The following is a 23,563-nucleotide window of genomic DNA, read 5'->3' as shown; positions in this document are numbered from 1 at the left end:
CCACCTGCCGGCACAATAGGAACGTCCCCAAGTGCCGGAAAAGGAGAGGCAGCACTGCTGGCAAAACGAGCCGCAGCGCTGCCTCTCTTTATGCAAACACTATCAAGTTGTCCCTATGGATTGCGGGCTTCTCGGCCAGGTCTGCGAGCAGGCGGTTGCTGGCAATCTGGTCCTGGCGGCGGCCGGCGGCGAGCTCCAGCACGTCCGAATCGGCCTCGGCGATACCGCGGGCGACAACCATGCCGCTCGGGTCGCACACGTCGAGCACATCGCCCTCGGCAAACTGGCCATCGACCTCGCGAATACCCACCGCGAGCAGCGACGATCCGCGGCTGACCAGCGCCTTCGCGGCGCCGTCATCAACCGTCACCGAGCCGTGCGCCTTGTCGCCCAGTGCAATCCACAGCTTGCGGGGTGCAATGTCCAGGCGCTCCGCCGGCGGATCGAACAGCGTACCCACGCTCTCGCCGAGGGCCAGGCGCACGAGCGCATCGGGCTCCTCGCCCGAGCAAATCACGCTCTGAATGCCCGCCGTCATGAGAATGCGGCTCGCGCGAATCTTGGTAATCATGCCGCCCGTGCCCACCGATGTGGAAGAATCGCCCGCCGAGGCGATGATCTTGGCATCGATCTTATGCACGACCGGGACAAACTCGGCCGTGGGGTCCTCATGTGGATTGGCGGTATAGAGACCATCGATGTCCGAGAGCGTCACACACAGATCGGCAGAAACCAGGCAGCTTACAAGCGCCGCCAGTGTGTCGTTGTCGCCAAACTTGATCTCATCGACGGTAACGGTATCGTTCTCGTTGACGACCGGCACCACGCCAAGCTCCACCAGGCGCAGCAGGGCGTCGCGCGCGTGCAGGTAGGACGTACGGCGAGCCGTGTCGTGGCGCGTGAGCAGCACAAGCGAGGTGAGCAGGTCGCGCGCATGAAACTCCTCGTCGTAGGCCGACGAGATGATGCACTGACCGGCCGAGGCGCAGGCCTGCAGGCTCGGCAGATCGCCGACCGGTTTGCGGTCGAAGCCCAGCACGGGATAGCCACAGGCGATAGCGCCCGAGCTCACCACGACCAGGCGCCAGCCGAGCTTGCGCAGGGCTGCGGCCTGGTCGGCAAGCCCACCGATAAAGGAGCGGTTGACCTTGCCATCGGCGCCCACCACCGTGGACGAACCGATCTTTACCACCATCGTCTTATAAGAAGTCGTCATACGTCAAACCAATCGAGTGTTGAGCAGGCGGGCGAGCTGGAGCAGCCGGGGCACCCGGTGCGGGACGGACGAAAATGATCCGTTTTCCTCCGTCCCCTTCGGATCATTTTGCCCAGGGGAAGGCCGAAGCCGCGGCCATGTTCTTGCGCACGAGCTCGTCGCGCACCTGAGCCAGGCCCTGCTCCATGCCCACCACATAGGTCTGCGGGTACAGGAAGCGCTTGAAAGCTGCGTCCAGATGATCGAGCGCCCAAGCACAGCGCTCGCGCGCGTCCTGGATGCTCTCACGCGGAGCCACCGCACTGCCATCGCGCACGATCGGCACCAGCAGCTCGCGATACTCAAGTTCGGACACGTCGGTCACCAGGGCGGCATCATTCACGGCCACGAGGGTATTGCCGCGCGCGGCGCCCTCCCCCGCCAGATGGTCCTCGTCGTAGATCATGTCGCAGACTGGGCCGCCAAAGCCGTCGTAATAACGGCGCACGCGTTGCACACCCGGGATCGTGCGCTTATAGGGCTGCTCGGAGAGCTTGACCACCGGCGTCCATGGATCTGTCTCGCTCGCACGGCGGGCGGAAAGCTTGTACACGCCACCCAGCGCCGGCTGGTCATAGCAGGTCGCGAGCTTGGTACCCACGCCAAAGCTATCGATGGGCGCGCCCTGGTCCAGCAGCGACTGAATCGTGTACTCGTCAAGATCGTTGGAAACCGAGATCCCCACATAGGGCAGGCCCTCGGCATCAAAACGGCCGCGAACATACTTGGAGAGCTTGGCGAGGTCGCCGGAGTCGATGCGAATAGCCGACAGACGCTCGCCCACCGCCTCCATCTCCTTGGCAACCGTAATGGCATGCTCGCAGCCCTCGCGCACGTCATAGGTGTCGATGAGCAGCGTACAGTTCTTGGGGCTCGACTTGGCAAAGGCGCGGAAGGCCTCGAGCTCGGAATCGAAGCTCATCACCCAGCTGTGCGCATGCGTGCCAAAGACGGGAATACCATAGCGGCGGCCGGCGAGCACATTGGACGTAGAGGAGCAGCCGGCAACGTAGCTCGCGCGCGCAACGGCCAGGCCGCCATCGGGACCCTGGGCGCGGCGCAGGCCAAACTCCGCCACGGGGCGACCGTCGGCGGCGAGCACCACGCGCGCCGTCTTGGTGGCGACAAGCGTCTGGAACCCAACGATGTTGAGCAGCGCCGTCTCAAGCAGCTGGCATTCAAGCGCGGGGCCGGTGACGCGCACCATGGGTTCGCGCGGAAAGACGAGCTCGCCCTCGGGGACGGCGTCGATGTTTACATGCGCACGAAAATCGCGCAGGTAGTCGAGGAATCCAGGCTTGAACATCGCGCCGCCGGCCGGGGCCTGGAGCGAGGCGAGGTAGTCGATGTCCTCGGGCGTAAAGCGCAGATTCTCGACCAGCTCGGGCAGTTCGGCGGTGCCGCACATGACGGCATAGGCGCTGCCAAAAGGATGGTCGCGGTAAAACGCGGTAAAACAACCCTGCTCATTGGCCTTGCCGCTCTCCCACAGGCCCTGGGCCATAGTGAGCTCGTACAGATCGGTGAGCATTGCAATGTCGGTGGGATGCGAGATGTCGGTCAAAGCCATGGGGCGACCTTTCGGATGCGTTGTGCAGAGGTTGAGGGTTGGAAAAGGGCAGAGTGTTCGGGCATGGCACCCAGCGCGAATGGGCTAGAGCAGGCCCATGCTGGTCAGGATCGTGTAGCCCATAAAGATGACAAACGCGATGAGGGCAAGGACAATGATGATTTTTTGAGCCGGCGCCATGCCAGGGATCTCGTTCTCGCCCGTAGGCTCCTTGGAGGTAACCATGCGCTGGGCAAAGGTCATCTCGTCACGGCTCGGCTTGGGCTCGACGGACTTGGAACGAGCGACCTTTTTAGGCTGAGGTTTAGGTGCGGTGGGCGCGGGCTTCGCGGCGGCGGGCTTGGGCGCGGGGGCGACGTTCGCGGCGGCCTCCTCGGCCTTCGCACGCTCGGCACGCAGGGCGGCCAGCTCCTCACGCTCGCGGCGTGCCTCTTCCTGGGCCTCGCGACGAGCTTTCTCGGCGCGGAGCTCTTCCAACTCGGCGCGTTCCTCGGCAGACAGTGGTTGGGACTCAAGCTTGGCCATGGTACAGCCCTTTCTTTTAAAAAAAGCCGCCGACACAATGTCAGCGGCTTATCAAATCCAAGGGTGGAGACGAAGGGAGTCGAACCCTCGGCCTCTGCCATGCGACGGCAGCGCTCTCCCAACTGAGCTACGTCCCCAAGACAAGTTGATATTTTACCTACGGCTCGCCAACTGTCAACGCCCAATACCCAGTCTTTTTGGGACGCGGCTATTTTGACAACTTTTCGAGCAGGCGATCCTCTCGATGATTTTTTAATCCCCGTCCCAGAAAAATCATCGGCGAGCGCACTACTTTGCGCTGGTGAGGACGCCGGTGGTGTCGAACGCCGGGGTGAAGCTCTCGTCTACCGCTCCGCCTTCTTGCCAAAACATCGTCGTAAAGCCCAGGTCGTCGGCATGGTCGAGCACCTGCTCGTACTCCTCGCGCGTCACGGCGCGCGCCAGGTCGCCGCCTTGTTCGCGCATGAGGGCATTGGGCGTGTACTGGTTCATGACCGAGATCGGCACGTCGCCCATCGTCTGCCACACCAGGTCCAACACGCGGCACGAATCGTCCGCATGCCCCGGCAGCACCAGATGACGCACGATTATGCCGCGCTTCATGAGCCCGTCCCCGTCTACCAGCTCTCCCCCGCGGCGCTCAATTTCGCGCGCCATCTGGGCCAGACCCGACACAGCCACGCGCGGGTAGTCCTTAATATGAGAGAGTGACTGCGCAAGCGCCGCATTGGCATACTTAAAGTCGGTAAGCCACACGTCGACCAAATCGCCGAGCGCCGCCACGGCACTCGCACGCTCATAACCGCTCGTGTTGTAGACGATTGGAATGACCAGTCCGCGCTCCCGAGCTGCGGCAATCGCGGCCGGCAGCAGGTGAGCATAATGCGTCGCCGTCACCAGATTGATGTTATTGGCACCTTGGTCCTGCAGCTCCAGCATAATCTCGACCAGGCGCTCGGGCGAAATCTCAAGCCCAAAATTGCCCGTCGAGATCTCGTGGTTCTGGCAATAGATACATTTGAGCGAACAGCCGCTAAAGAAAATCGTACCCGAGCCGGCCTCGCCCGAAATGGGCGGCTCCTCCCACATATGGAGCGCCGCGCGGGCGACCTTAAGCGTGTTGTCGGCGCCGCACACGCCACGCGCGCCCTCGTCGCGCGCCGCACCGCAACGGCGCGGACACAAATGGCAGGCGGGCGAAAAAAGTTCGGTCAACGGCGTCGGCATAAAAACATGCTCCAAAACAACGATTCAGCAGCTCAAACGTAAAGGGACCAACCGCACAGACGGCTCGAGCCCAAGGCGCCGTAATCGTCCGACACGATTTTTGTAATGTCAAGACTGGAATCGATAAAGTGCCGCTTTATGATGTAGGTATTCCGCCCCCCGCGGAGCAACTGGGTGAACCGTCGCGTTTATTTAGGGAGCCCACACAGTCGTACCTAGTACAGGTATCCTTCGTTGTTAAGGACGCTGGAACAGTCGATGAGGGCACCCACCTGTTTTAGGTGGGTTCATTTTCGTAACGTGGGGGGTGGTTTTCTTTTGCCGAAAATCGCCATTACAGTCCATATGGATCCCCACCGGCATCCCAACAATCCATCGACAATACCCTAATATCTGGTAAGCGCGTGATTATCGCTGCGCGCAATTCCATGCACCCCCCTTGGTCGAGTATCATGATTCGGCTATGCCCTTTGCGCATGGCGTTCTTCTGACCTTTCCCTTCTACGCTTGGCGGTTTTTAGATTCATGGCTTCATCCCCGAGCTACATACCGTACCTATGCGTGGCAGCGGCGGCCTTTATCACGACCTTCCTCACGGTGCCTCTGGTCAAGCGCCTGGCAATTAAGCTCGACGCCGTCGACTATCCTTCCAAGCGCCGCATCAACACCAAGCCCATCCCGCGTTTGGGCGGAACGGCGGTGTTTTTGGGCCTGGTCGTTGCCTGCATTGTGCAAATCCTAGGCACCTGGTACCTGGGTTGGCCGCCCGTTTTGGTGCCCCACCCCCGTCTGCACATCAGCTACCCCATACTTGCGCTTTCTTTTACCGTCATCTTTGCGACCGGCGCTATCGACGACGTCTTCCAGCTCAAGCCCAAGCAAAAGCTAGCCGGACAGGTCCTCGCCGCGCTTATCGCCTGTATCGGCGGCCTGCGGATCGGCGTCATCGTCAACCCGTTTGCCCCCGGCGAGATCATGCTCGGATGGCTCGCCTACCCCATCACCGTGATCTATCTGGTGGCATTCACCAACATCATTAACCTCATCGACGGCCTCGACGGCTTGGCCACGGGCATCTGCGGCATCGCGTCGTTCACCATGTTTTCGATGGCCGTTCTCTCGGGCCGCATCGACGCCGCCGCGCTCTCCATTGCGCTCTTTGGCGCTTGCCTGGCCTTTTTGCGCTACAACTTCAACCCCGCAAGCATCTTCTTGGGCGACTCGGGGTCGTTGCTTCTGGGCTTTGCACTGGGCTCCATCTCGCTGCTCAACGTGAGCCGCACCGCCGCGCTCACCTCGCTTATCATCCCGCTCATCGTTGCCGGCGTGCCCATCATCGACACGTTTAGCGCCATCGTGCGCCGCAAGCGCGCCCACATTAGCATCGGGCAGGCCGACAAGGGCCACATCCACCACCGCCTGATCCAAGAGGGCTACAACCAAAAGCAGGCAGTGCTCCTCATCTATGCCTGGTGCATCATGCTTTCGGCCGGCGCCGCCGCGATTAACCAGGTCGAGGTGCCCATGCGCGTGCTCATCTTTACCGTGCTCGCCATTGGCTCGGCGGCCTTTGCCAAGCACCTGCACCTGTTTGAGCCCGTGCTGCGCCACCATTACAACAAGCGCACGCACGAGGACGAGCTCGTCACCCCCGACGATCCCGCCTTTAAGCAGGAGGAGCAGGCGGCAGAAGAACGCAGGGAGGAGCGCCACCACAGGCGCTAGGGTAAGCTGCCGAGGATGCGCCCAGGCGCCGCCGGCCAAACGCGCAGCCACGCCGCGCCCATCGCACATGCCGCCGCTCTCCCGCCCCTCGCGTACTTACGCCCCGACCCTCCAATAAACGCGTTATCATCTTGACCCATGAACATACGTTAGGAGCAATCATGCCAAACGAGAACAGCTACGAAGTCGCGCTGCAAAAGAGCAACGCCATTCGCGAGGGCCTGGCCAAAACGCCCGAGAAGTTCACCATGCTCACCGGCGACCGCCCCACCGGCCGTCTGCACCTGGGTCACTACTTCGGCACCCTCAAGGGCCGTGTTGAGCTGCAGAACATGGGCGCCAAGACCAACGTGCTCATCGCCGACTACCAAGTCATCACTGACCGCGATACGACCGAGCACATCCAGGACAACGTGTACAACATGGTCATGGACTACCTTGCCTGCGGCATCGACCCCGACAAGACCATGATCTACGCGCACTCCGCCGTACCCGCCGCAAACCAGCTCATGCTGCCGTTCCTGTCGCTGGTCTCCGAGGCCGAGCTGGCGCGCAACCCCACGGTCAAGGCCGAGATGGAGGCCTCGGGCCACGAGCTCACCGGCCTTCTGCTCACCTACCCGGTGCACCAGGCCTGCGACATCCTGTTCTGCAAGGGCAATGTGGTGCCCGTCGGTCGCGACCAGCTGCCGCACATCGAGCTCACCCGCACCATCGCCCGCCGCTTTAACAACCGTTACGGCAAGGTGTTCCCCGAGGTCGACGCGCTGCTGTCCGAGACCCCGCTGCTGCCCGGCCTGGACGGTCGCAAGATGAGCAAGAGCTACGGCAACGCCATCAATATTTCGATGACCGCCGAGGAGACGGCCAAACGCATCAAGAAGAGCCAGACCGACTCTGAGCGCATGATCACGTTCGATCCCGAGAACCGCCCCGGCGTGTCCGGCCTGCTTTCAACCGCCGCCATCTGCACTGGCCGTTCCGAGGTCGAGATTGCCGAGGAGATTGGCATGGGCGGCTCCGGCCAGCTCAAGAAGTACGTGACCGAGGCCGTCAACGAGTACTTCGCGCCGATCCGCGAGCGTCGTCAGCGCTATGAGAACGATCTGGACTATGTGAAGGACGTGCTGCACGAGGGCAACCGTCGCGCCAACGAGATTGCCGAGCAGACCCTGGCCGAGGTTCAGGACGCCATGGGCATGGTGTACTAGATCGATCTGCTGGCTAGAACTTTCGATTGCTATAGGGCGGGCGCTACGGCGTCCGCCTTTTTTGGTGCCCGACCGGTTCGGCTCTGCCCATTGCACTCCCCCGACAAACAGGAACAGGCCCGCTGGCAGTTAGTTGCCAGCGGGCCTGTTCCCGAAGTACACCGTTGAATCGCACAGAGGGGAGGAATGCGAATCAAACTCAACAGGGCAGGCTTTTTCATCGCCTATTGCCTGCTCCGTTGCTGAAACCAATATAGTTCACCGTGGTTTACTTTGCAGCATCAATATCCGCCGCCATAGCTTCTCCATAAGTTAGCCCAAGTAAACTAAACCACCACAAAGGGGGCAGGCACCTTTGTGGTGGTTTTGGCCACGGCAGAGCGCTAGAGCCCTGCTGGCCAGCGACAGGCGGGCAAGTCGACGTGCATGTCGTCCTTAAACGCCACACCCTCCCCTAGCAAAAGCTCACGTTGAGCATCGGGACCGCCAAAAGCGAAGCCCTCGCATATGTGCCCGTCGGCAAACACCACGCGGTGACAGGGAATCTCGCCGGGACGCGGATTACTATGCAGGGCATACCCCACGTACCGCGCACTTCGTGGACGACCGGCAAGCAGCGCCACCTGACCATACGTGGCGACCATCCCCTCGGGGATCTGCTCGACCACCTCGTACACCCGTTCAAAAAAGCCCTCAGACGCCATTGCTCGCTCCCTTCCACCCGGAAAAGCATAAACCACCACAAAGGTGCCTGTCCCCTTTGTGGTGGTTTATGGCAGATCGGTTAGTTGGCGGGCTGGAAGAAGGCTACGGCGACGGCGCCGGGGCCTACGTGGGTGCCGATGGTGGCGCCGATGGTGTGAACGGGCAACTCGCCTTCGGTGTGGCCAGCCCAAAGTGCCGCGCTGTCCTCGATATACTTCTTGAGCACCGCATCCGAAAGGCCCGTATAGCCGAGCGCCAGCGGCATGGAAAAGTCGATGCCGCCCGCTTTTTCGACCTTCTGATTGAGCAGATTGCGGCCGTTCTTGGAACCGCGCGCCTTACCCAGCTGCACGATCAGACCGTCCTCGACAGCCACCACGGGCTTTACGTTGAGCAGCGTGCCCACGGCGCCGGCCGCAGCAGACAGACGACCGCCGCGCACCAGGTACTCCAACGTCTCGAGCAGGCCGATAACCACCACACGGTCGCGCACGGCCTCGACGGCCGCCGCGATCTGAGCTGCACTACGACCCTCATCCACCAGGCGCAGGGCATACTCGACCATGACACGCTCGCCCAGAGTGACGTTATTGCTATCCACCACGTAAACGTCGCCGCCTGGCGCCTCGGCAAGTGCGGTACGGGCACTCTGATTGGTGCCTGATAGCTTAGCGCCCACGGTAATAATCACAGCCTCATCGCCGGCTTCACGAACCTTGGCAATCGCCTGCGAAAACGCGTACGGGTTGACCTGGCCGGTCTTGGGCAGCTCGTCGCGCTCCACAAGCATCTCGTAAAAGCGCTGGTGATCGATGTCGACGCCATCCATATACACATCGGTGCCAAAGGTGACGGACAGCGGCAGAACACGCAGAGCGGGGTGCTCCGCCGGCGACATATCGCTGGCGGAATCGGTAATAATGCGGACGGACATAGCGAATCCTTTCTTGCGCAGGTCTCGCGCAGGGAATTTTGACAGCAATGTCCCGGCACGGCGTACGCGCTCAAACGGGACGATGCAGTTCTTGGCTGAAAGCTAGCTCCAGCGCGGCTCTAGATCTCGCGCAAGGTGTTGAGAATCGTGCGCAGCGACGCATACATCTGCTCGCGCTGCTCCACACCCATAGCCTTACCGGTGGTATCGAGCACCTCGCGAATGATGCGGTCCGCCTCGCTCATGCTCTCGCCGCCTAGAGCGGTCAGGCGCACCGGAGCACGATACTTAACGGCGGCATCGCCCGAATCATCGACCTCAACGTAACCGCCCTCCTCCAGATGCGCGAGCGTGCGCGAAACGGCGGCACGGGTCACGCCTGCCATGCGAGCCAGGTCAGCACCAGTCAGGCCGTCCTTGCTGCGCTCAAGATAGTACAGGCACATAACGTCGGAGCCCTTGAGGCCCAGCCTTGCGCCCTCGGATGTCTTAATGCGCTGGATCTCCTTGTAGAGCCCGCTGATCAGTCCGACAAAGTCCTCGAAACGTGTCTCGTCGTTCTGCTGCATGGGAGACGACCGCCTTTCGCTTGCATAATGCTAACGGGTAAACATCTTAACCGTACTTATCGGCCGCCAGCCCTGCGCACCCTATTTGTTAACCCATCAACATAAAAACCACCACAAAGGGGACAGGCACCATTGTGGTGGTTTTGACCGTCGAGTTTGATCCGCAGACTTCGCTACAGCTCCACGCAGGGATTGTCGCGAGTCACAAGCGTCTTAACGACAACCGTCGCTCCCAGATAACGCTCGAGCAACTCAGCGAGGCGATCGATCGCGGCCTGGCAGTCCTTCATTCGCTCGGGCTCCACGCACTCAATCGCCAGGAACGCATCGGCCGAATCATCGGACAGAGCCGTTCGAACGCCGTCGCGCCAGTTCCAGCAGCGGCACACGGCGCCCGCATCATCGATATAGGCCAGCTCGCAGGGCAGCGTCGGATCGTCCGCCTCCTCGCCAAGCGGCAAGAACGCGTCGCCACCGTCGGTCACCTTCAGGCGAAGGTCTCCCTCGATCGCATGCAGATCCTCGCCTCCCACGGGCAGCGCGTAGGTCAGCGACACCGTGTTGTAAATATCCACCGCCGGCGTGATATGACCGACCGGCTTGCCCTTGAGCACGCGCTTGAGCAAGTTCTCGATCGAGCAGCGGGCGCCTTTCTTGGTCTTGAACAGACGATAGGCCTCGCGCCATGCCTTGACCGGTGCGTTCTCGCTGATAGTGTCGCTGGTCAGATGACGCTCCACATCGATATTGGCGCGGTCGAGCAACGCCGCAATCGCATCCACGTCCTCTTGAGGAATCTGAGCCGTGGGCTTCATGCCCTCCACGACCACAACACCGACCGCTGCCTGCGGAAACAGCTCCCAGAATGAATCCTCGGCAATAAAGCCTTTCATACGTGCTCCCTTCATCGTGCGCGCCCGAGTGAGGGCGCCTAAACAAAAAGCGCCCTTACAACGGCCACCTTCAAAGTCCTACGGTGCCGTCACAAGAACGCTTGCGCTGTCCCCATCCGGAGAAGGGGACGATATGTCAGGCGCATTGTAACCCGAGTCATCCACGCGAGCAAAACCACCACAAAGGTGCCTGTCCCCTTTGTGGTGGATATGGACTCACGGCGAAGCTAGTGGCGAAGTCCCAGCAGCCCGCGGCCGCGATGACGGGCGTCGGCGTGTACTTGAACGTGCGGGCCTGCGGCTTTGACGGACTCGGGCAGGTGCGAGTACTTCTTCTCGAAGTTCTCCTCGAACATCACCGCCAGGTTGTGCGCGGCCTCGTCGAAGCGCGCGGTGCTCTGCCAGTACTGGCGCGGCACCAGGATGCCGTCGGGCACACCGTGGCACGTAGTGGGAATGTCGACATTAAAGATGTCGTCGTGCACGAACTCGCTGTCCTCGATGGTGCCGTCGAGGGCGCGGGCCACCAGGGCGCGCGTGTAGGCAAGCTCGATGCGATGACCCACGCCGTAGCCGCCGCCGATCCAGCCGGTGTTGACCAGGTACACACGCGTGCGGCCGTCGGCAATGCGCTCGCCAAGCATCTTGGCGTAAACCATGGGGTCGAGCGGCATAAACGGCTCGCCGAACAGCGAAGAGAACGTGGGCGTGGGCTCGGTGACGCCGACCTCGGTGCCGGGAATCTTAGCCGTAAAGCCCGTCACAAAGTGGTACATAGCGGCATCGGCCGTCAGGCGTGAGATGGGCGGCAGCACGCCAAAAGCGTCGCAAGTCAGGAACAGCACGACACTCGGAGTGGTGCCCATGCCCTTAGTCCACGCGTTAGGAATGTGCTCCACGGGATAGGCCACGCGCGTGTTGTGCGTGATCGAGATGTCGTCGTAGTTGGGCTTGCGGTTCTCGTCGAGCACCACGTTTTCGCAAATGGCGCCAAAACGGACGGCGTTGAAGATCTCGGGCTCGTGGAAGGCGTCCAGGCCCTCGCATTTTGCGTAGCAGCCACCCTCAATGTTGAAGATACCCATGTCGGACCAACCGTGCTCGTCGTCGCCGATCAGCAGGCGCGTGGGATTGGCCGAAAGCGTGGTCTTGCCGGTGCCGGACAGGCCAAAGAACACGGCGGTCTCGTGCGTGACGGGATCCATGCTGGCCGAGCAGTGCATGGGCAGCACGTCGTCCTCGACGGGCAGCAGGTAATTCATAACGCTGAAGATGGACTTTTTGATCTCGCCGGAGTAGCCGGTACCCGCGACCAAAATCACGCGCTCCTGGAAGTTGATGACCACGGCGGCGCTGGAGTTGAGGCCCTTGATGGCAGGGTCGCATTGGTAGCCCGGCGCGGCGAGCACGCAGAAGTCCGGCTCGCCGGTGCGCGCGATTTCGCGGGCGAGCGGGCGGGCGAGCATCTGCTTAATGAAGAGCGCCTGGCTGGCACGCTCGCAGGCGACGAGCAGGCGGCGCGTATGGTTGCGGTCGGCGCCGGCCATGCCGCGGGTGACGAACACATCGCGCTCGTTGAGATAGTCGACGATGCCGGCTTTGATGACCTCGTAGCTTTCGACGGACAGCGGGCGGTTGACGGCGCCCCAGGCAATCTTGTCGTGGACATCGGGGGTGTCAACGATAAAGCGGTCGTTGGGCGAACGTCCGGTACGCTCCCCCGTCTCGATCACCAGCGCGCCGTTGGATGCCATGCGGCCTTCGTTGCGGCGGATGGCATGCTCGACGAGCTCGGCTGCCGGCAGGTCAACCAGCAGGCGGGGCTGGTTCTCAGCGGGGTCTTCGACCAGCGTAATGCCAAAATTGGACAGAACTTCTGCAGGGGTAACACCAGGCATGGGGCCTCCTTTAAAAACGCGGCACGTGGACGCGGCGCGCACTTTACTCACGTAAAGCCCGTTGTACCCGATATGCAAAAACGTTTTTGCGGCAAGGGCGGCAAGCCCGCCCAACGGTCAAAAATCGCAGGCAAGCGGCCCAGTCATTGGGAACGTTCTTAAACGACTAGTCATTGGGGACACTCTTGAACAGGCAACATTCAAGGAGCGTCCCCGGATGCCGGCACTTAGGGACGTTCCCAAAGTGCCGGCACATAAGGAACGTCCCTAAGTGCCGACTACTGAATGGCGCCGCCGAAATTATTGAACAACCTGTTCAAAAACACGAATGGATACCACCGCGACTATACTAGAGCGCAGCAATAGAAAGGACCCCGCTTTGAGCATCACGCCCCTCGATAGCATTCGCCGCGCCATCGCCCGCCGCAACGGCATCTCCAACCCCGCTGCATTGAAAGACGGCGCCGCGAAGGCCCAGGGCGGCCGCATCGAGAACGGCCTCTTCCCTGCCTCCCACACGGCCGAAGAGCTCGCACGCATCCAGGAGCTGAGTCAGCGCAACGCCGGCGGACCCGATAGCAGCCAAGCCACACGTCGCCGGCGCGAACGCGATCAGGAGCCCGGCCCCGTCCGCCGCATGGTCAACGCTTGGTGGAACCGCCTGCTCGGCGCCATCTACGGCGGCGGCTTCTCCATGCAGGAAGCGGAATACGAGGAGCACGCCACCCGCCGCGACTATCTCTGGAATACCCTGGGCACCGCCGTGTGGGGCATGGCGTTTCCTCTGCTCACCATCGTGTCCACACAGCTCGTGGGCGCCGAAGAAGCAGGCAAATTCTCCATCGCCTTCGTCACCGGCACGCTCATCATGATCGCGTGCAACTACGGCGTGCGCAATTTCCAGGTCTCAGACATCGACGAAAAGACGTCCTTTGCCTCCTACCAGCTCAACCGCTGGCTTTGCGGAGCGCTCGCCCTAGGCTGCGGCCTCATGTACAGCAGCGCCCGCGGCTATGACGCGCATATGGCGACGATCGGCCTGGGCGTCTACCTCTACAAGGTGATCGACGGCGTCGCCGACGTGTACGAAGGCCGCCTGCAGCAGGCCGACAAGCTCTACTTGGCTGGCATGAGTCAAACGCTACGCTCCGTCGGCGTCATCGCGGTCTTCAGCGTGGCGCTGTTCCTCACGCGTAGCATGCCCATCGCGGCCATGGCCATGGGCATCGCCGCGATCGCCTCGCTCGTGCTGGTCACCGCGCCGCTCGCCCTGCTCGAGACCGAAAAATCGCGCCGCGTAAGCCTGCGCGAGGTCGGCCACCTGTTTGTCCAGTGCGCCCCACTCTTTGGCGCGCTATTCCTGTTCAACCTAATTGAGAGCATGCCCAAGTTTGTGATGGAAGGCAAGCTGGCATACAAATATCAGCTGTACTTTAATGCCCTGTTCTTTCCGGCGCAGGCTATTCTGTTGAGCATTGGATTTATCTATAAACCGCAGCTCCTGCGCTTGTCGAGCATTTGGGCTAATCCTCGCAAGCGTCGTCGCTTTGACCTGATTATTGTTGCCGTTATGGCGCTGATCGTGGCCATCACCGGCGTGTGCGCCGCATTTATGGCAGGTCCCGGTATTCCCCTCATGAGCTTTATGTACGGCCTCAGCTTTGAGCGCTACCGTACGCTGGCGTTGCTGATGGTCGTCGCCGGCGGCGTCACCGCGGCCATCGACTTTATCTACGCCATCATCACGGTGCTACGCCACGCTGGAGACGTCACCAAGATCTACCTGATCTGCTTCGCCGTAAGCGTGGTGCTGCCGGTGATCTTGATTAAGCTGCTGGGTCTGATGGGCGCTGTGGTGAGCTACCTAGCCATCATGGCCCTACTCCTGGTGCTACTGATAATCGAGTACGCCCACATCCGCCAGCGCATAGAACGCGACCGCAACCCATACGGCGCCTAATTAGCTGCCCGGTCACCGGAATTTGCGATGGAATCACCCCGTCTGGGGTCTCGTTGCGGACAATATTCATCACGCAAAACTAAGTGAGTAGACTTTTACCGAATCTCCGACCACACCAACAGAGCACAAGTCTGTGACCTGCGGTTTTATTGAGGCAAATATGTTGGGTGCTCGGCATTTCCAAAAAAGTCTACTCACTTAGCCAGCGGGCAGCCAAATGATTATTTAATCCCCGTCCCAGAGAAATCAATTAGCGGGCAGAAGGGCAAAAGTAGTCAAAAAAGCCCCGTCCCAAATTAGCTACCCCTTGCACCGATTATTCGCCCGGGTTGATGTTCGCGTAGAACTCCGCCCCGTCGTCCAGGCGCAGGATGCCCACGCGACCGAACTCGGAGCCGGTGGCGGCAGCGCAGTCGATGTCGATGCGATCGGGCACACCGGCGGCATCCTCGCCGCCCAGGCGCACGATCTGCCCGCGGCCCGACTCCTCATCGAGCCCCGCAAGACCACCGACCTCGCAATAACGCCCGAGCGACACCGTTGGCGTGTGACCGCTCACCACGACCGGACCCTTGCCCTCGGCAGAAAGCAGCCCGGTCGGCACATCCCAATAGCCGTGACGAATCCACAGCAGGTCATCGGACGACTGCACTGCGAGCATCTGCTGCAGCAGCTCGCGATCAGCACCCACCGCTCCGACGCCATCGGCACAATCGACACCATGCTCAAGCAAAAACGCACGCGCCGCCTCGGTCTGAATGCCGGCGTGCACCAGCAGGTACGGCCGCTCGGCAGTCTCGACCACCGCGTAGAGCGGCAGCGCGGCCATCCATCGCACGAGCTCCTCGTATGCATCAAATTCCATGTCGTTGAGCTGCTCGCGCGTCGTCCAGCCACCGTTGATATCCCAGGTCTCGGCATCGAGCGGATCCTGGCCAATGATGGCATCGAGCATGATCTGCTCGTGATTGCCCTTGAGCACGCGGGCGTTGGGCAGCGAGCGCACGAGCTTAATAACACCGACCGGATCGGGCCCGCGATCGATCATGTCGCCCAGCACGTACAGTGTGTCGTCGGACGTCAACGAGATCTTAGACAGGGCCTCGTCAAGCGCACGCACGTGCCCGTGAGCGTCAGATGTCACATAGATCGCCATGGTACGCCTCTCCTTGCATTGCGGCCGAAGCCCGGTGCCGCAACTAAAACTTCAAGTTGAACTTAAACGTTACCCATTGTACTCCGTTGCAATAAAGCTGGAAAGGGTTTCCGAGCAGAGGCAAAGACGGCAGCCGTCTATGACGATATCGCGCACGCCCGCAATCCAACCCCATAAACCCACCATCTTTGGGTACAAATAACCGCAGACAACTGACCGTGCCACGCCAACCACCCAGGAGCGGACACCATCTATGAACCAGATCCTTCTCTTTATCGGCCTCGTCATCATTTTGTGCCTGACCATCAAACCCGTCGGCAAAAAACTCCCCTTCCCCACCCTGCTCATCTTTATCGCGCTCGGCATGCTGTTGGGCGTCAACGGCCCGGCGCATATCGACTTTAGCGACTACGCGCTCACCGAAACCGTCTGCAGCACGGCGCTGCTGTTCATCATGTTCTACGGCGGCTTTAACACCAACATCGACCGCGCCAAGCCCGTCGCCGTGCCCGCGGTGCTGCTGAGCACGCTCGGCGTCGTCATCACCGCAGGCATCACCGGCGTGTTCGCCCACTTCGTGCTGGGCTTCGACTGGATCGGCGGCCTGCTGCTGGGATCAGTCGTGGCATCCACCGACGCGGCCAGCGTCTTTAGCGTTCTGCGCGAGCACAGCCTGTCGCTGAAGGGCGGCACCGACTCGCTGCTCGAGGTCGAATCGGGCTCCAACGACCCCGTCGCCTACATGCTCACCGCCGTGCTCGCCACACTCGCGGCCGGCGGCGACATCAACATTCCCGCACTGCTGGCCAAGCAGATTATCCTGGGCGCGGGCCTGGGCCTTGCCATCGGCTGGGCGGCGGGCCGTCTGATTGAACGCGCACACGCAACGGCCGAGGGCGCGCAGACCATCTTCTTGTTCGCCGTGGCGATCGTCGCCTACGCGCTACCAAGCTATCTGGGCGGCAACGGCTTTTTGGCCGTATACCTGGCCGGCATTGTGCTGGGTGCGAGCGACATCACCGGCAAGGTCGAGATGGCGCACTTCTTTGACACCCTCACCGAGATGGCCGAGATGACGATCTTCTTCTTGCTCGGCCTGCTCGTCACGCCCGCACGCCTGCCGCAGATGCTGCTGCCGGGCCTGGCGCTCATGGCGTTTATGCTCTACGTGAGCCGTCCCATCGCCGTCGGCGTGCTCCTGGCGCCCTTTAAGACGAACCCCCGCCAGGTCGCGCTCGTAAGCTGGGCGGGCCTGCGCGGAGCAGCTTCGGTCGTGTTTAGCCTCTTTGCCGTGGTGGCCGGCGTTCCCGGCGGACACGACCTATTTGACCTGGTGTTTGTGATTGCCGTGTCGAGCATTGTGGTGCAGGGCTCGCTGCTGCCAGCGGTGGCGAAGAAGCTCGATATGATCGATGCGACCGGCGACGTGCGCCGCACCTTTAACGACTATCGCGACGAAGACGGCATGTCATTTGTAAAGCTCAAGGTGGGTGCTGGCCATCCGTTTGCCGAGCGCTCGCTCGCCGATATTGGCAGCGCGACGGACATGCTCGTGGTCCTGGTGCTGCGCGACGGGGCGCACCCGGTGCTGCCCAACGGCGATACCGTGATCCAGGAAGGCGATCTGCTGGTGATGGCCGCCCCAACGTTCGAAGAGCGTGCCGAGGTTACGCTGCGCGAGGTCACCGTAACCCCCCACGGTCGCCTGGCCGGCCAGCGTCTTCGCGATGTGCCGCAGGGCAAGCACCCCTTTATCGTGGTGATGCTCAAGCGCGACGGCCAAACGATCATCCCCGACGGCAACACCCTAATATACGCCGGCGACGAAGCCGTCATCGCCACGCTCGCGTCGTAGCGGGCAGGAGGTAGCTAATTTGCGACGAAGAGATCAAACGCCTAGAAAGCCTCATGCCTTCGCTCGCAGATTTGGATTTGACTGAGGAGTAAAGCACCCCTCCCCCATGTAACCATCCTGTAAATCATAGCGGCGCACTCGGGTTTTGCTGTGATGCGGTCGCGCCTAGCGCTCCACTGTGCTAAAGTATCCCGAACGTTCAAACGACTACGAGGGAGACTAGAAGATGGCACGTGTGCACAACTTCTCAGCTGGCCCGGCCGCGCTGCCTACAAGCGTGCTCGCCGAGATCGCCGACGAGATGATGGACTACCGCGGTTGCGGCATGTCCGTGCTCGAGATGAGCCATCGATCTAGCATGTACCAGCAGATTATCGACGACGCCGAGGCAACCCTGCGCCGTCTGCTGAGCATCCCGGACAACTACCGTGTCCTGTTTTTACAGGGCGGTGCCACGCTGCAGTTTGCGGGCATCCCCATGAACCTCATGCACCGCGGCCGCGCCGGCTACATCGTGACCGGCAACTTTGCCAACAAGGCATACAAAGAAGCCGCCAAGTACGGTGAGGCCGTGTTGCTCGCGAGCTCCGAGGACACCAACTTCGACCGCATCCCCGACATGGCCGACATCAATGCGCGCATTGCCGCCGAGGCCGCAGGCGACGGGCTCGACTACGTCTACATCTGCCAGAACAACACCATCTTTGGCACCATGTACCACGAGCTGCCCAGTTGTGGCGATGTGCCGCTGGTCGCCGATGTCTCGAGCTGCTTCCTGTCGCAGCCGCTCGACGTTGAGCGCTACGGGCTCATTTACGCCGGAGCGCAGAAAAACGCCGGCGCCGCGGGCGTGACCGTGGCCATCGTGCGCGACGACCTCATCGCAGATGGCCCCGCCTTTGCGCAGACGCCGCAGTACCTGGACCTTAAGACCCAGGCCGCCAAGGGTTCCATGCTCAACACGCCCAACACCTTTGGCATCTACGTGTGCGGCAAGGTGTTCCGTTGGGTTGAGCAGACCGGCGGACTTGCCGCCATGGCCGAGCGCAACTGGGCCAAGGCCAACCTGCTCTACGACCTGCTCGAGCACAGCGTGCTGTTCCATGGCACCACACAGGCCGACAGCCGCTCCATCGCCAACGTCACCTTCCGCACCGGCGACGCCGAACTCGACGCGGCCTTTGTCGCAGGCGCGGCAGAGCACCAGATTCAAAACGTCAAGGGCCATCGCCTGGTGGGCGGCATGCGCGCTAGCGTCTACAACGCCGTAACCATGGAAGATGTGCAGGCACTGGCCTCGTACATGAAGGACTTCGAAGCGCAGCTTAGTTTGAGCCCGCGATCTAACTAGCCCGCAACGCGCGGGCCGATCAGCCATCTCAGACCACCCTGTATAGATCAAAACCTGCTAAGGAGTTTTCCATGCGCAAGATTAAAACCATCGATGACATTACCAAGGACGGCAAGGTCGAGTTTGGTGAGGGCTACGAGTTTGTGAGCACCGCCGAAGAGGCCGACGCCATTCTGATGCGCTCGACCGACCTGCACGGCTACGAGCTGCCCGAGGGCATCCGCGCCATCGCCCGCTGCGGCGCCGGCGTCAACAACATCCCCGTCGAGGAGTACGCCAAGAAGGGCGTCGTCGTCTTTAACTCCCCCGGCGCCAACAGCAACGCCGTTAAGGAGCTCGTCCTAGGCATGCTGGTGCTCTCGAGCCGCGGCGTGGTGCAATCAATGAACTGGGTGCGTGACAACGCCGACGACCCCGAGATTCAGGTCGATGCCGAAAAGGCCAAGAAGGCCTTTGTGGGCCGCGAGCTCAAGGGCAAGCGCATCGGTGTCATCGGCCTGGGCAACGTGGGCTCCAAGGTCGCCAACGCCTGCGTCGATCTGGGCATGGACGTTTACGGCTACGACCCGTTCATTTCCGTCGAGCACGCGTGGGTGCTGAGCCGCGAGGTGCAGCGCGTGGGCACGCTCGAGGATCTCTGCCGCGGCTGCGACTACCTCACCGTGCACGTGCCCAGCAAGGCCGACACCATCGGCATGATCAGCACCGAACAGATTAACCTGCTGGCACCGGACGCCGTGCTCATCAACTACGCGCGCGAAACCATCATTGACGAGGACGCCGTCGACGCCGCCCTGCGCGAGGGCAAGCTCAGCTGGTTTAGCTGCGACTTCGCCACGCCCAAGACGGTCAAGATGCCCAATACGTTTATCACCACGCACTCGGGCGCCGGCACCGGCGAGGCCGAGGCCAACTGCGCCGACATGGCCATCAGCGAGCTCAAGGATTACCTGGAGAACGGCAACATCGCACACAGCGTCAACTACCCCGCCTGCAGCATGGGCAAGGCGCGCGCTGCAAGCCGCATTGCCTGCCTGCATGCCAACGTGCCCAACATGATCGGCCAGATCACGGCCATCCTGGCCAAGGACAACGCCAACGTGCAGCGTATGACCAACGAGTCCGCCGGCGAGAACGCCTACACCATGTTCGACACCGACGAACACCTAGACAGCAGCACCATCGAGGCGCTCAAGCAGATTCCGTCGATGTATCGCGTGCGCGTGATCAAGTAGCGCCGACTGACCTGACGGGCAGTTCCCCATGTGGCCTGCCCGTCGCTGACATTGAATGCCCGCGGGGGCGCCTTTCGCACGAGAGGCGCCCCCATTTTTGTGAGCGCTCCATTAAATGCACTGAGCCGCTTCTTGGCATACAATCTGTATGTTGACCTAACTATCTGTGAGGTGCCTATGGTTGATACAGATTTTGCTTGGCGGCTTACGCAAGGGCTCGTGCGGATCGACAGTTCAGACCCGGGTGCGTATGAGGACGAGATTGAGCGCTATATCAAAGCGTTGGTTGAGGAACGGTTGGCGCAGCTGAGCTATCCGGTACTCGATGCCGTGCAGATTGCAGAGCACGAAGTACTCCCCGGACGCCGCAATCTAATGGTCACCGTGCCGGGCCAAAGCGACGAGCCACGGCTCGTCTACATCTGCCATTTGGATACCGTCACCTTGGGCGATGGCTGGGACGCGGACATTCCGCCGCTCGGAGCGATCGTGCGCAACGATAAACTCTACGGCCGTGGTGCCTGCGATATGAAGGGTGGCCTGGCCTGCGCCATTGCCGCACTGGTCCATACGCTCGAGCGCGTGGCGGCAGAAGGCGAGCTGCCCCACCGCGGCTTTTCACTCATCTGCTCGGTCGACGAGGAAGACTTTATGCGTGGTTCAGAGGCAGCTATCGATGCCGGCTGGGTCGGCTCGCGTGAATGGGTGCTGGACACCGAGCCCACCGACGGACAGATCCAGGTAGCGCACAAGGGGCGTACGTGGTTCGAAATTGAAATGACTGGCGTGACGGCGCATGCGAGCCAGCCCTGGAAGGGCGCGGATGCCGTCGCCGCCATAGCCGAGGTCGTGTGTTCGCTCCGTCGCGCGTTTATGGCGCTGCCCGCGCACGATGAGCTGGGGCCTTCGACCATCACGTTTGGCCAAATCGAGGGCGGATATCGCCCCTATGTCGTGCCCGACCGCGCCAAAGTCTGGGTCGACATGCGTCTGACCCCGCCGACCGATACGGCCGCCGCGACGCGCATGGTAGAGCAGGCCATCGCCGTCGCCGAAGCCGCCGTTCCCGGTTGCCATGGCAGCTACACCGTGACGGGCGACCGCCCCGCCATCGAGCGCGACCCGAACTCTCCCCTTCTAGCAGCGCTCATGCGTGCCGCCGATGACGTGACGGACGTGGACACGACCGTCGGCTTCTTTACCGGCTACACCGACACCGCCGTCATTGCCGGCAAGACAGGTAACCGCAATTGCATGAGCTACGGTCCCGGGTCGCTCGCGCTCGCGCACAAGCCCAACGAATATGTGCCCCACGCCGATATCGTTCGTTGTCAGCAGGTGCTAATCGCGCTCGCCGATAACGTGCTCTGGGACGCGAGCGGCCAAGTTGGGGCATAATAAGCCGCGAACAAACCGACTCGTGCGTTAGGACCGCCCATGAAAGCACTTCCGTTTCCCTGCATCCGCCCGGCTCAGGACCGCGTGCTCGAGGCGCTGCCTGCAATGGGCAGCATCCTGAGCGGCAACGATGCTCTGCGCGGAGCCATTGCCGATGGTCTGATGCTCAAGGACCCGGGTGCGGCGTATTACGTGTACGAATGCTCGGGCGAGCCGGGACGTGTGACGGGTGTCGTGGCGATCTGCCCGACGAGTGTACTTGCGGGCGGCAAGGGCGATGCCAGCGCCGACGTGGCCGCCGCTGCGCACGCGATCGCCGAACTCAAAGTTCAGCCGCGCCCCGTGTCGCTCGCCTACGAGGCGTCGCCCGTCATGGACATCATCCTGGGCGCTGCCAAAGAGGGCGCCTCGCTCTACGCCGTCACCGACCCCGCGGGCATTACGCACCGCGTGTGGGAGGTCAAGCGCGAGGACGCCGTCGGCGCCATCCGTGCCATGCTCGACCAGGCGCCGGAGCCGGCACTGGCCGACGACCCTGCCTACGCTGCCGCACTAGTCGAGGCATCACAGCTCCTGGCCGACGATGCCCATGCTGCCGGCACCTACACGGGCAAAGAGCCGTTCAACTTTGCTGTAGCCGCACTGTTCCCCGCCGCGCAGATCGCCGGCGCCGCGCCGCAGGTTCCGACGGGTCTGCTCACGCACCAAGTCGCGCGGTTCTAGCAAGACCAGACCACGCAGCACAAAAATCGGCAGCTCAACAAACAGGGGGCGGAGATGCAGCAGGTACATGTATCTCCGCCCCTTTTGCGTCGAGAAGTTATGCCGGCGACCCGAGCCGCCACGCTCGCGTTATCCGCGCTGCGGACCTGCAGTAGCCACAAGCGGTTCAAGGCCCAGCTCGCGTGCGTAATCCTCCTGCGTAAAAATCTCAATCAGCTCAAACGTGTCGGATTCGTCGTCAAACGCAAAGTGCAGCACCGAGCAGTTGCCCGGCACACGGTCGCGCTCGTCTGCCGCCGCGCCCTTCACGTGATCCATAAACTCCTTGATAGCCGAGCCATGACTTACCGCGAGCACGCACGCATGGTCCGGACGCTGCATAAGCTCGGTCAGCGTCGCCACCATGCGCTCGCGCACCTGCATCTGGCCCTCGCCGCCAAACTGACGATAGAAATCGCGCCACGGGCGCTCGGGCATAAGCATCACGCGCTCGGCCTCAAAGTCGCCAAAGAACCACTCGCGCAGTCCGTCCAGACGCTCGTACGCCAAGCCCGGCCACAGGTTGGCGATAGTCTGCTCGGTGCGATGAAGTGTGGAGGTGTAGGCATGATCGGGCTCAATGCCGCGCGCACGCAAAAACATGCCGGCACGCGCCGCCTGGTCGCATCCCAACTGCGTAAGCGGCGAGTCACTCCAGCCCTGAATAATACGCTTAAGGTTGAATATTGTCTGCCCATGACGGACCAGATACAGATCTTTATTCATAGGGGTCCTTTCGTTCGTTACCAACCCAAGAGCGAAAACGCCCCGTCGCAATAGCCAAAATGAAGCACGGCACCGTTGTCGGGTAGTTCTCCCTCGCCAGTCACATACTCAAGAAACTCCTGGCAGGCTGAGCCGTGGGAAACCGCCAGCACGCAGTCGTGCTGCGGCCTGGCCATGATGCGGGACAGCGCCGCGACCATGCGCGACTGAAGCTGCACTTCCGACTCGCCGCCAAAGGCCACCGGATAATCGCCCCAGGGCTGCGGCGGCATCTCGCGATTTGATGTACCCTCCAGCGAGCCCAAATGCCACTCGCGCAGGTCATCGACCAGCTCTATCGAGCGGCCCTCACCAGCAATTAGCTCAGCCGTACGCCGCGCCCGGCCCAACGGGGAGGAATACACATGGTCAAAGGCCACGCCGCACGCCTCAAACGCCGCGCGCGTCGCCAGCGCCTGCTGACGCCCGCGCGCCGTAAGCGGCGAATCGTGCCAGCCCTGCAAAATGCTCTGCACATTGAGCTCAGTCTGCCCATGCCGCACCAAATACAGATCGGCCACATGCCCTCCCCTCGTACCACCACAAAGGGGACAGGAGTCTTTGTGGTG

At 61.8% G+C, this 23,563-nt stretch carries 20 protein-coding genes and 1 tRNA gene; 8 read left to right on the top strand and 13 right to left on the bottom strand.

All coding sequences use genetic code 11. The features are described from left to right. Positions 1-88: 88 nt before the first annotated feature. From proB to DWY51_RS06070, 5 genes are all read right to left on the bottom strand, one after another. Complete coding sequence (gene proB, locus DWY51_RS06090; RefSeq protein WP_117770208.1) at positions 89-1,216, bottom strand: glutamate 5-kinase; 1,128 nt, start codon at positions 1,214-1,216, stop codon at positions 89-91. A 103-nt stretch (positions 1,217-1,319) separates the two neighbouring features. Beyond that, positions 1,320-2,825, bottom strand: a complete 1,506-nt coding sequence (locus tag DWY51_RS06085) for a nicotinate phosphoribosyltransferase (protein WP_117770207.1) — start codon at positions 2,823-2,825, stop codon at positions 1,320-1,322. 84 nt (positions 2,826-2,909) lie between these two features. After that, a complete protein-coding gene (locus DWY51_RS06080; RefSeq protein WP_117635034.1) occupies positions 2,910-3,350 on the bottom strand; it encodes a hypothetical protein in 441 nt (146 codons plus the stop codon). A 64-nt stretch (positions 3,351-3,414) separates the two neighbouring features. Beyond that, positions 3,415-3,487 (bottom strand) — tRNA-Ala (locus DWY51_RS06075). A 151-nt stretch (positions 3,488-3,638) separates the two neighbouring features. Next, complete coding sequence (locus tag DWY51_RS06070) at positions 3,639-4,577, bottom strand: radical SAM protein (protein ID WP_117770206.1); 939 nt, start codon at positions 4,575-4,577, stop codon at positions 3,639-3,641. Between the two features lie 525 nt (positions 4,578-5,102). Between DWY51_RS06070 and DWY51_RS06065 the strand changes: the two genes are divergently transcribed. Both DWY51_RS06065 and trpS read left to right on the top strand, forming a co-directional pair. Further along, the gene (locus tag DWY51_RS06065) at positions 5,103-6,302 is read left to right on the top strand and encodes an MraY family glycosyltransferase (protein ID WP_117646362.1); all 1,200 of its coding nucleotides are present in this window, start codon (positions 5,103-5,105) and stop codon (positions 6,300-6,302) included. A gap of 161 nt (positions 6,303-6,463) precedes the next feature. Beyond that, positions 6,464-7,513 (top strand): tryptophan--tRNA ligase, encoded by a 1,050-nt coding sequence (gene trpS, locus DWY51_RS06060; RefSeq protein ID WP_089572045.1) that lies wholly within the window; start codon positions 6,464-6,466, stop codon positions 7,511-7,513. Positions 7,514-7,896: 383 nt separating this feature from the next. On the opposite strand, the gene DWY51_RS06055 is transcribed toward trpS, so the two are convergent. The 5 genes from DWY51_RS06055 to pckA form a co-directional block, all read right to left on the bottom strand. Beyond that, on the bottom strand, positions 7,897-8,217 hold the full coding sequence (locus DWY51_RS06055) for an MGMT family protein (RefSeq protein WP_117770205.1): 321 nt from the start codon (positions 8,215-8,217) through the stop codon (positions 7,897-7,899). Positions 8,218-8,297: 80 nt separating this feature from the next. Beyond that, positions 8,298-9,152 carry a DegV family protein gene (locus tag DWY51_RS06050; RefSeq protein WP_117770204.1) on the bottom strand — a complete coding sequence of 285 codons (855 nt, stop codon included), beginning with the start codon at positions 9,150-9,152 and terminating at the stop codon, positions 8,298-8,300. 119 nt (positions 9,153-9,271) lie between these two features. Further along, positions 9,272-9,721, bottom strand: coding sequence for a MarR family winged helix-turn-helix transcriptional regulator (locus DWY51_RS06045; protein ID WP_022093866.1), 450 nt, complete (start codon positions 9,719-9,721; stop codon positions 9,272-9,274). A 173-nt stretch (positions 9,722-9,894) separates the two neighbouring features. Further along, complete coding sequence (locus DWY51_RS06040) at positions 9,895-10,614, bottom strand: B3/4 domain-containing protein (protein ID WP_117770203.1); 720 nt, start codon at positions 10,612-10,614, stop codon at positions 9,895-9,897. Between the two features lie 227 nt (positions 10,615-10,841). Next, positions 10,842-12,512: a phosphoenolpyruvate carboxykinase (ATP) gene (gene pckA, locus DWY51_RS06035; protein ID WP_117770202.1), complete on the bottom strand. Its 1,671-nt coding sequence runs from the start codon at positions 12,510-12,512 to the stop codon at positions 10,842-10,844. Positions 12,513-12,891: 379 nt separating this feature from the next. Here pckA and DWY51_RS06030 point away from each other — a divergent pair, with 379 nt between their 5' ends. Beyond that, a complete protein-coding gene (locus DWY51_RS06030) occupies positions 12,892-14,472 on the top strand; it encodes a lipopolysaccharide biosynthesis protein (protein WP_334199549.1) in 1,581 nt (526 codons plus the stop codon). 316 nt (positions 14,473-14,788) lie between these two features. On the opposite strand, the gene DWY51_RS06025 is transcribed toward DWY51_RS06030, so the two are convergent. Then, complete coding sequence (locus DWY51_RS06025) at positions 14,789-15,628, bottom strand: metallophosphoesterase family protein (protein ID WP_117770201.1); 840 nt, start codon at positions 15,626-15,628, stop codon at positions 14,789-14,791. Between the two features lie 253 nt (positions 15,629-15,881). Here DWY51_RS06025 and DWY51_RS06020 point away from each other — a divergent pair, with 253 nt between their 5' ends. From DWY51_RS06020 to DWY51_RS06000, 5 genes are all read left to right on the top strand, one after another. Then, entirely contained in the window at positions 15,882-17,483 is a 1,602-nt protein-coding gene (locus DWY51_RS06020) for a potassium/proton antiporter (RefSeq protein ID WP_117770200.1), read from the top strand. 226 nt (positions 17,484-17,709) lie between these two features. Then, the gene (gene serC, locus DWY51_RS06015; RefSeq protein ID WP_117770199.1) at positions 17,710-18,834 is read left to right on the top strand and encodes a 3-phosphoserine/phosphohydroxythreonine transaminase; all 1,125 of its coding nucleotides are present in this window, start codon (positions 17,710-17,712) and stop codon (positions 18,832-18,834) included. 71 nt (positions 18,835-18,905) lie between these two features. After that, entirely contained in the window at positions 18,906-20,069 is a 1,164-nt protein-coding gene (locus DWY51_RS06010; RefSeq protein ID WP_006235446.1) for a phosphoglycerate dehydrogenase, read from the top strand. A 177-nt stretch (positions 20,070-20,246) separates the two neighbouring features. After that, positions 20,247-21,467, top strand: a complete 1,221-nt coding sequence (locus DWY51_RS06005) for a M20 family metallopeptidase (protein WP_117770198.1) — start codon at positions 20,247-20,249, stop codon at positions 21,465-21,467. A 39-nt stretch (positions 21,468-21,506) separates the two neighbouring features. Continuing rightward, positions 21,507-22,190, top strand: a complete 684-nt coding sequence (locus tag DWY51_RS06000) for a DUF1015 family protein (protein ID WP_117770197.1) — start codon at positions 21,507-21,509, stop codon at positions 22,188-22,190. A 129-nt stretch (positions 22,191-22,319) separates the two neighbouring features. Here DWY51_RS06000 and DWY51_RS05995 read toward each other — a convergent pair whose 3' ends face one another. Both DWY51_RS05995 and DWY51_RS05990 read right to left on the bottom strand, forming a co-directional pair. Then, positions 22,320-22,955: a histidine phosphatase family protein gene (locus tag DWY51_RS05995; RefSeq protein ID WP_117770196.1), complete on the bottom strand. Its 636-nt coding sequence runs from the start codon at positions 22,953-22,955 to the stop codon at positions 22,320-22,322. Positions 22,956-22,972: 17 nt separating this feature from the next. After that, entirely contained in the window at positions 22,973-23,515 is a 543-nt protein-coding gene (locus DWY51_RS05990; protein WP_117770195.1) for a histidine phosphatase family protein, read from the bottom strand. Positions 23,516-23,563: the final 48 nt, after the last annotated feature.

It is taken from the genome of Collinsella sp. AF25-2LB (genome assembly GCF_003458415.1).
In the GTDB taxonomy this organism is placed as follows: Bacteria; Actinomycetota; Coriobacteriia; order Coriobacteriales; family Coriobacteriaceae; genus Collinsella.
This window is presented reverse-complemented; position numbering and strand designations above follow the sequence as displayed.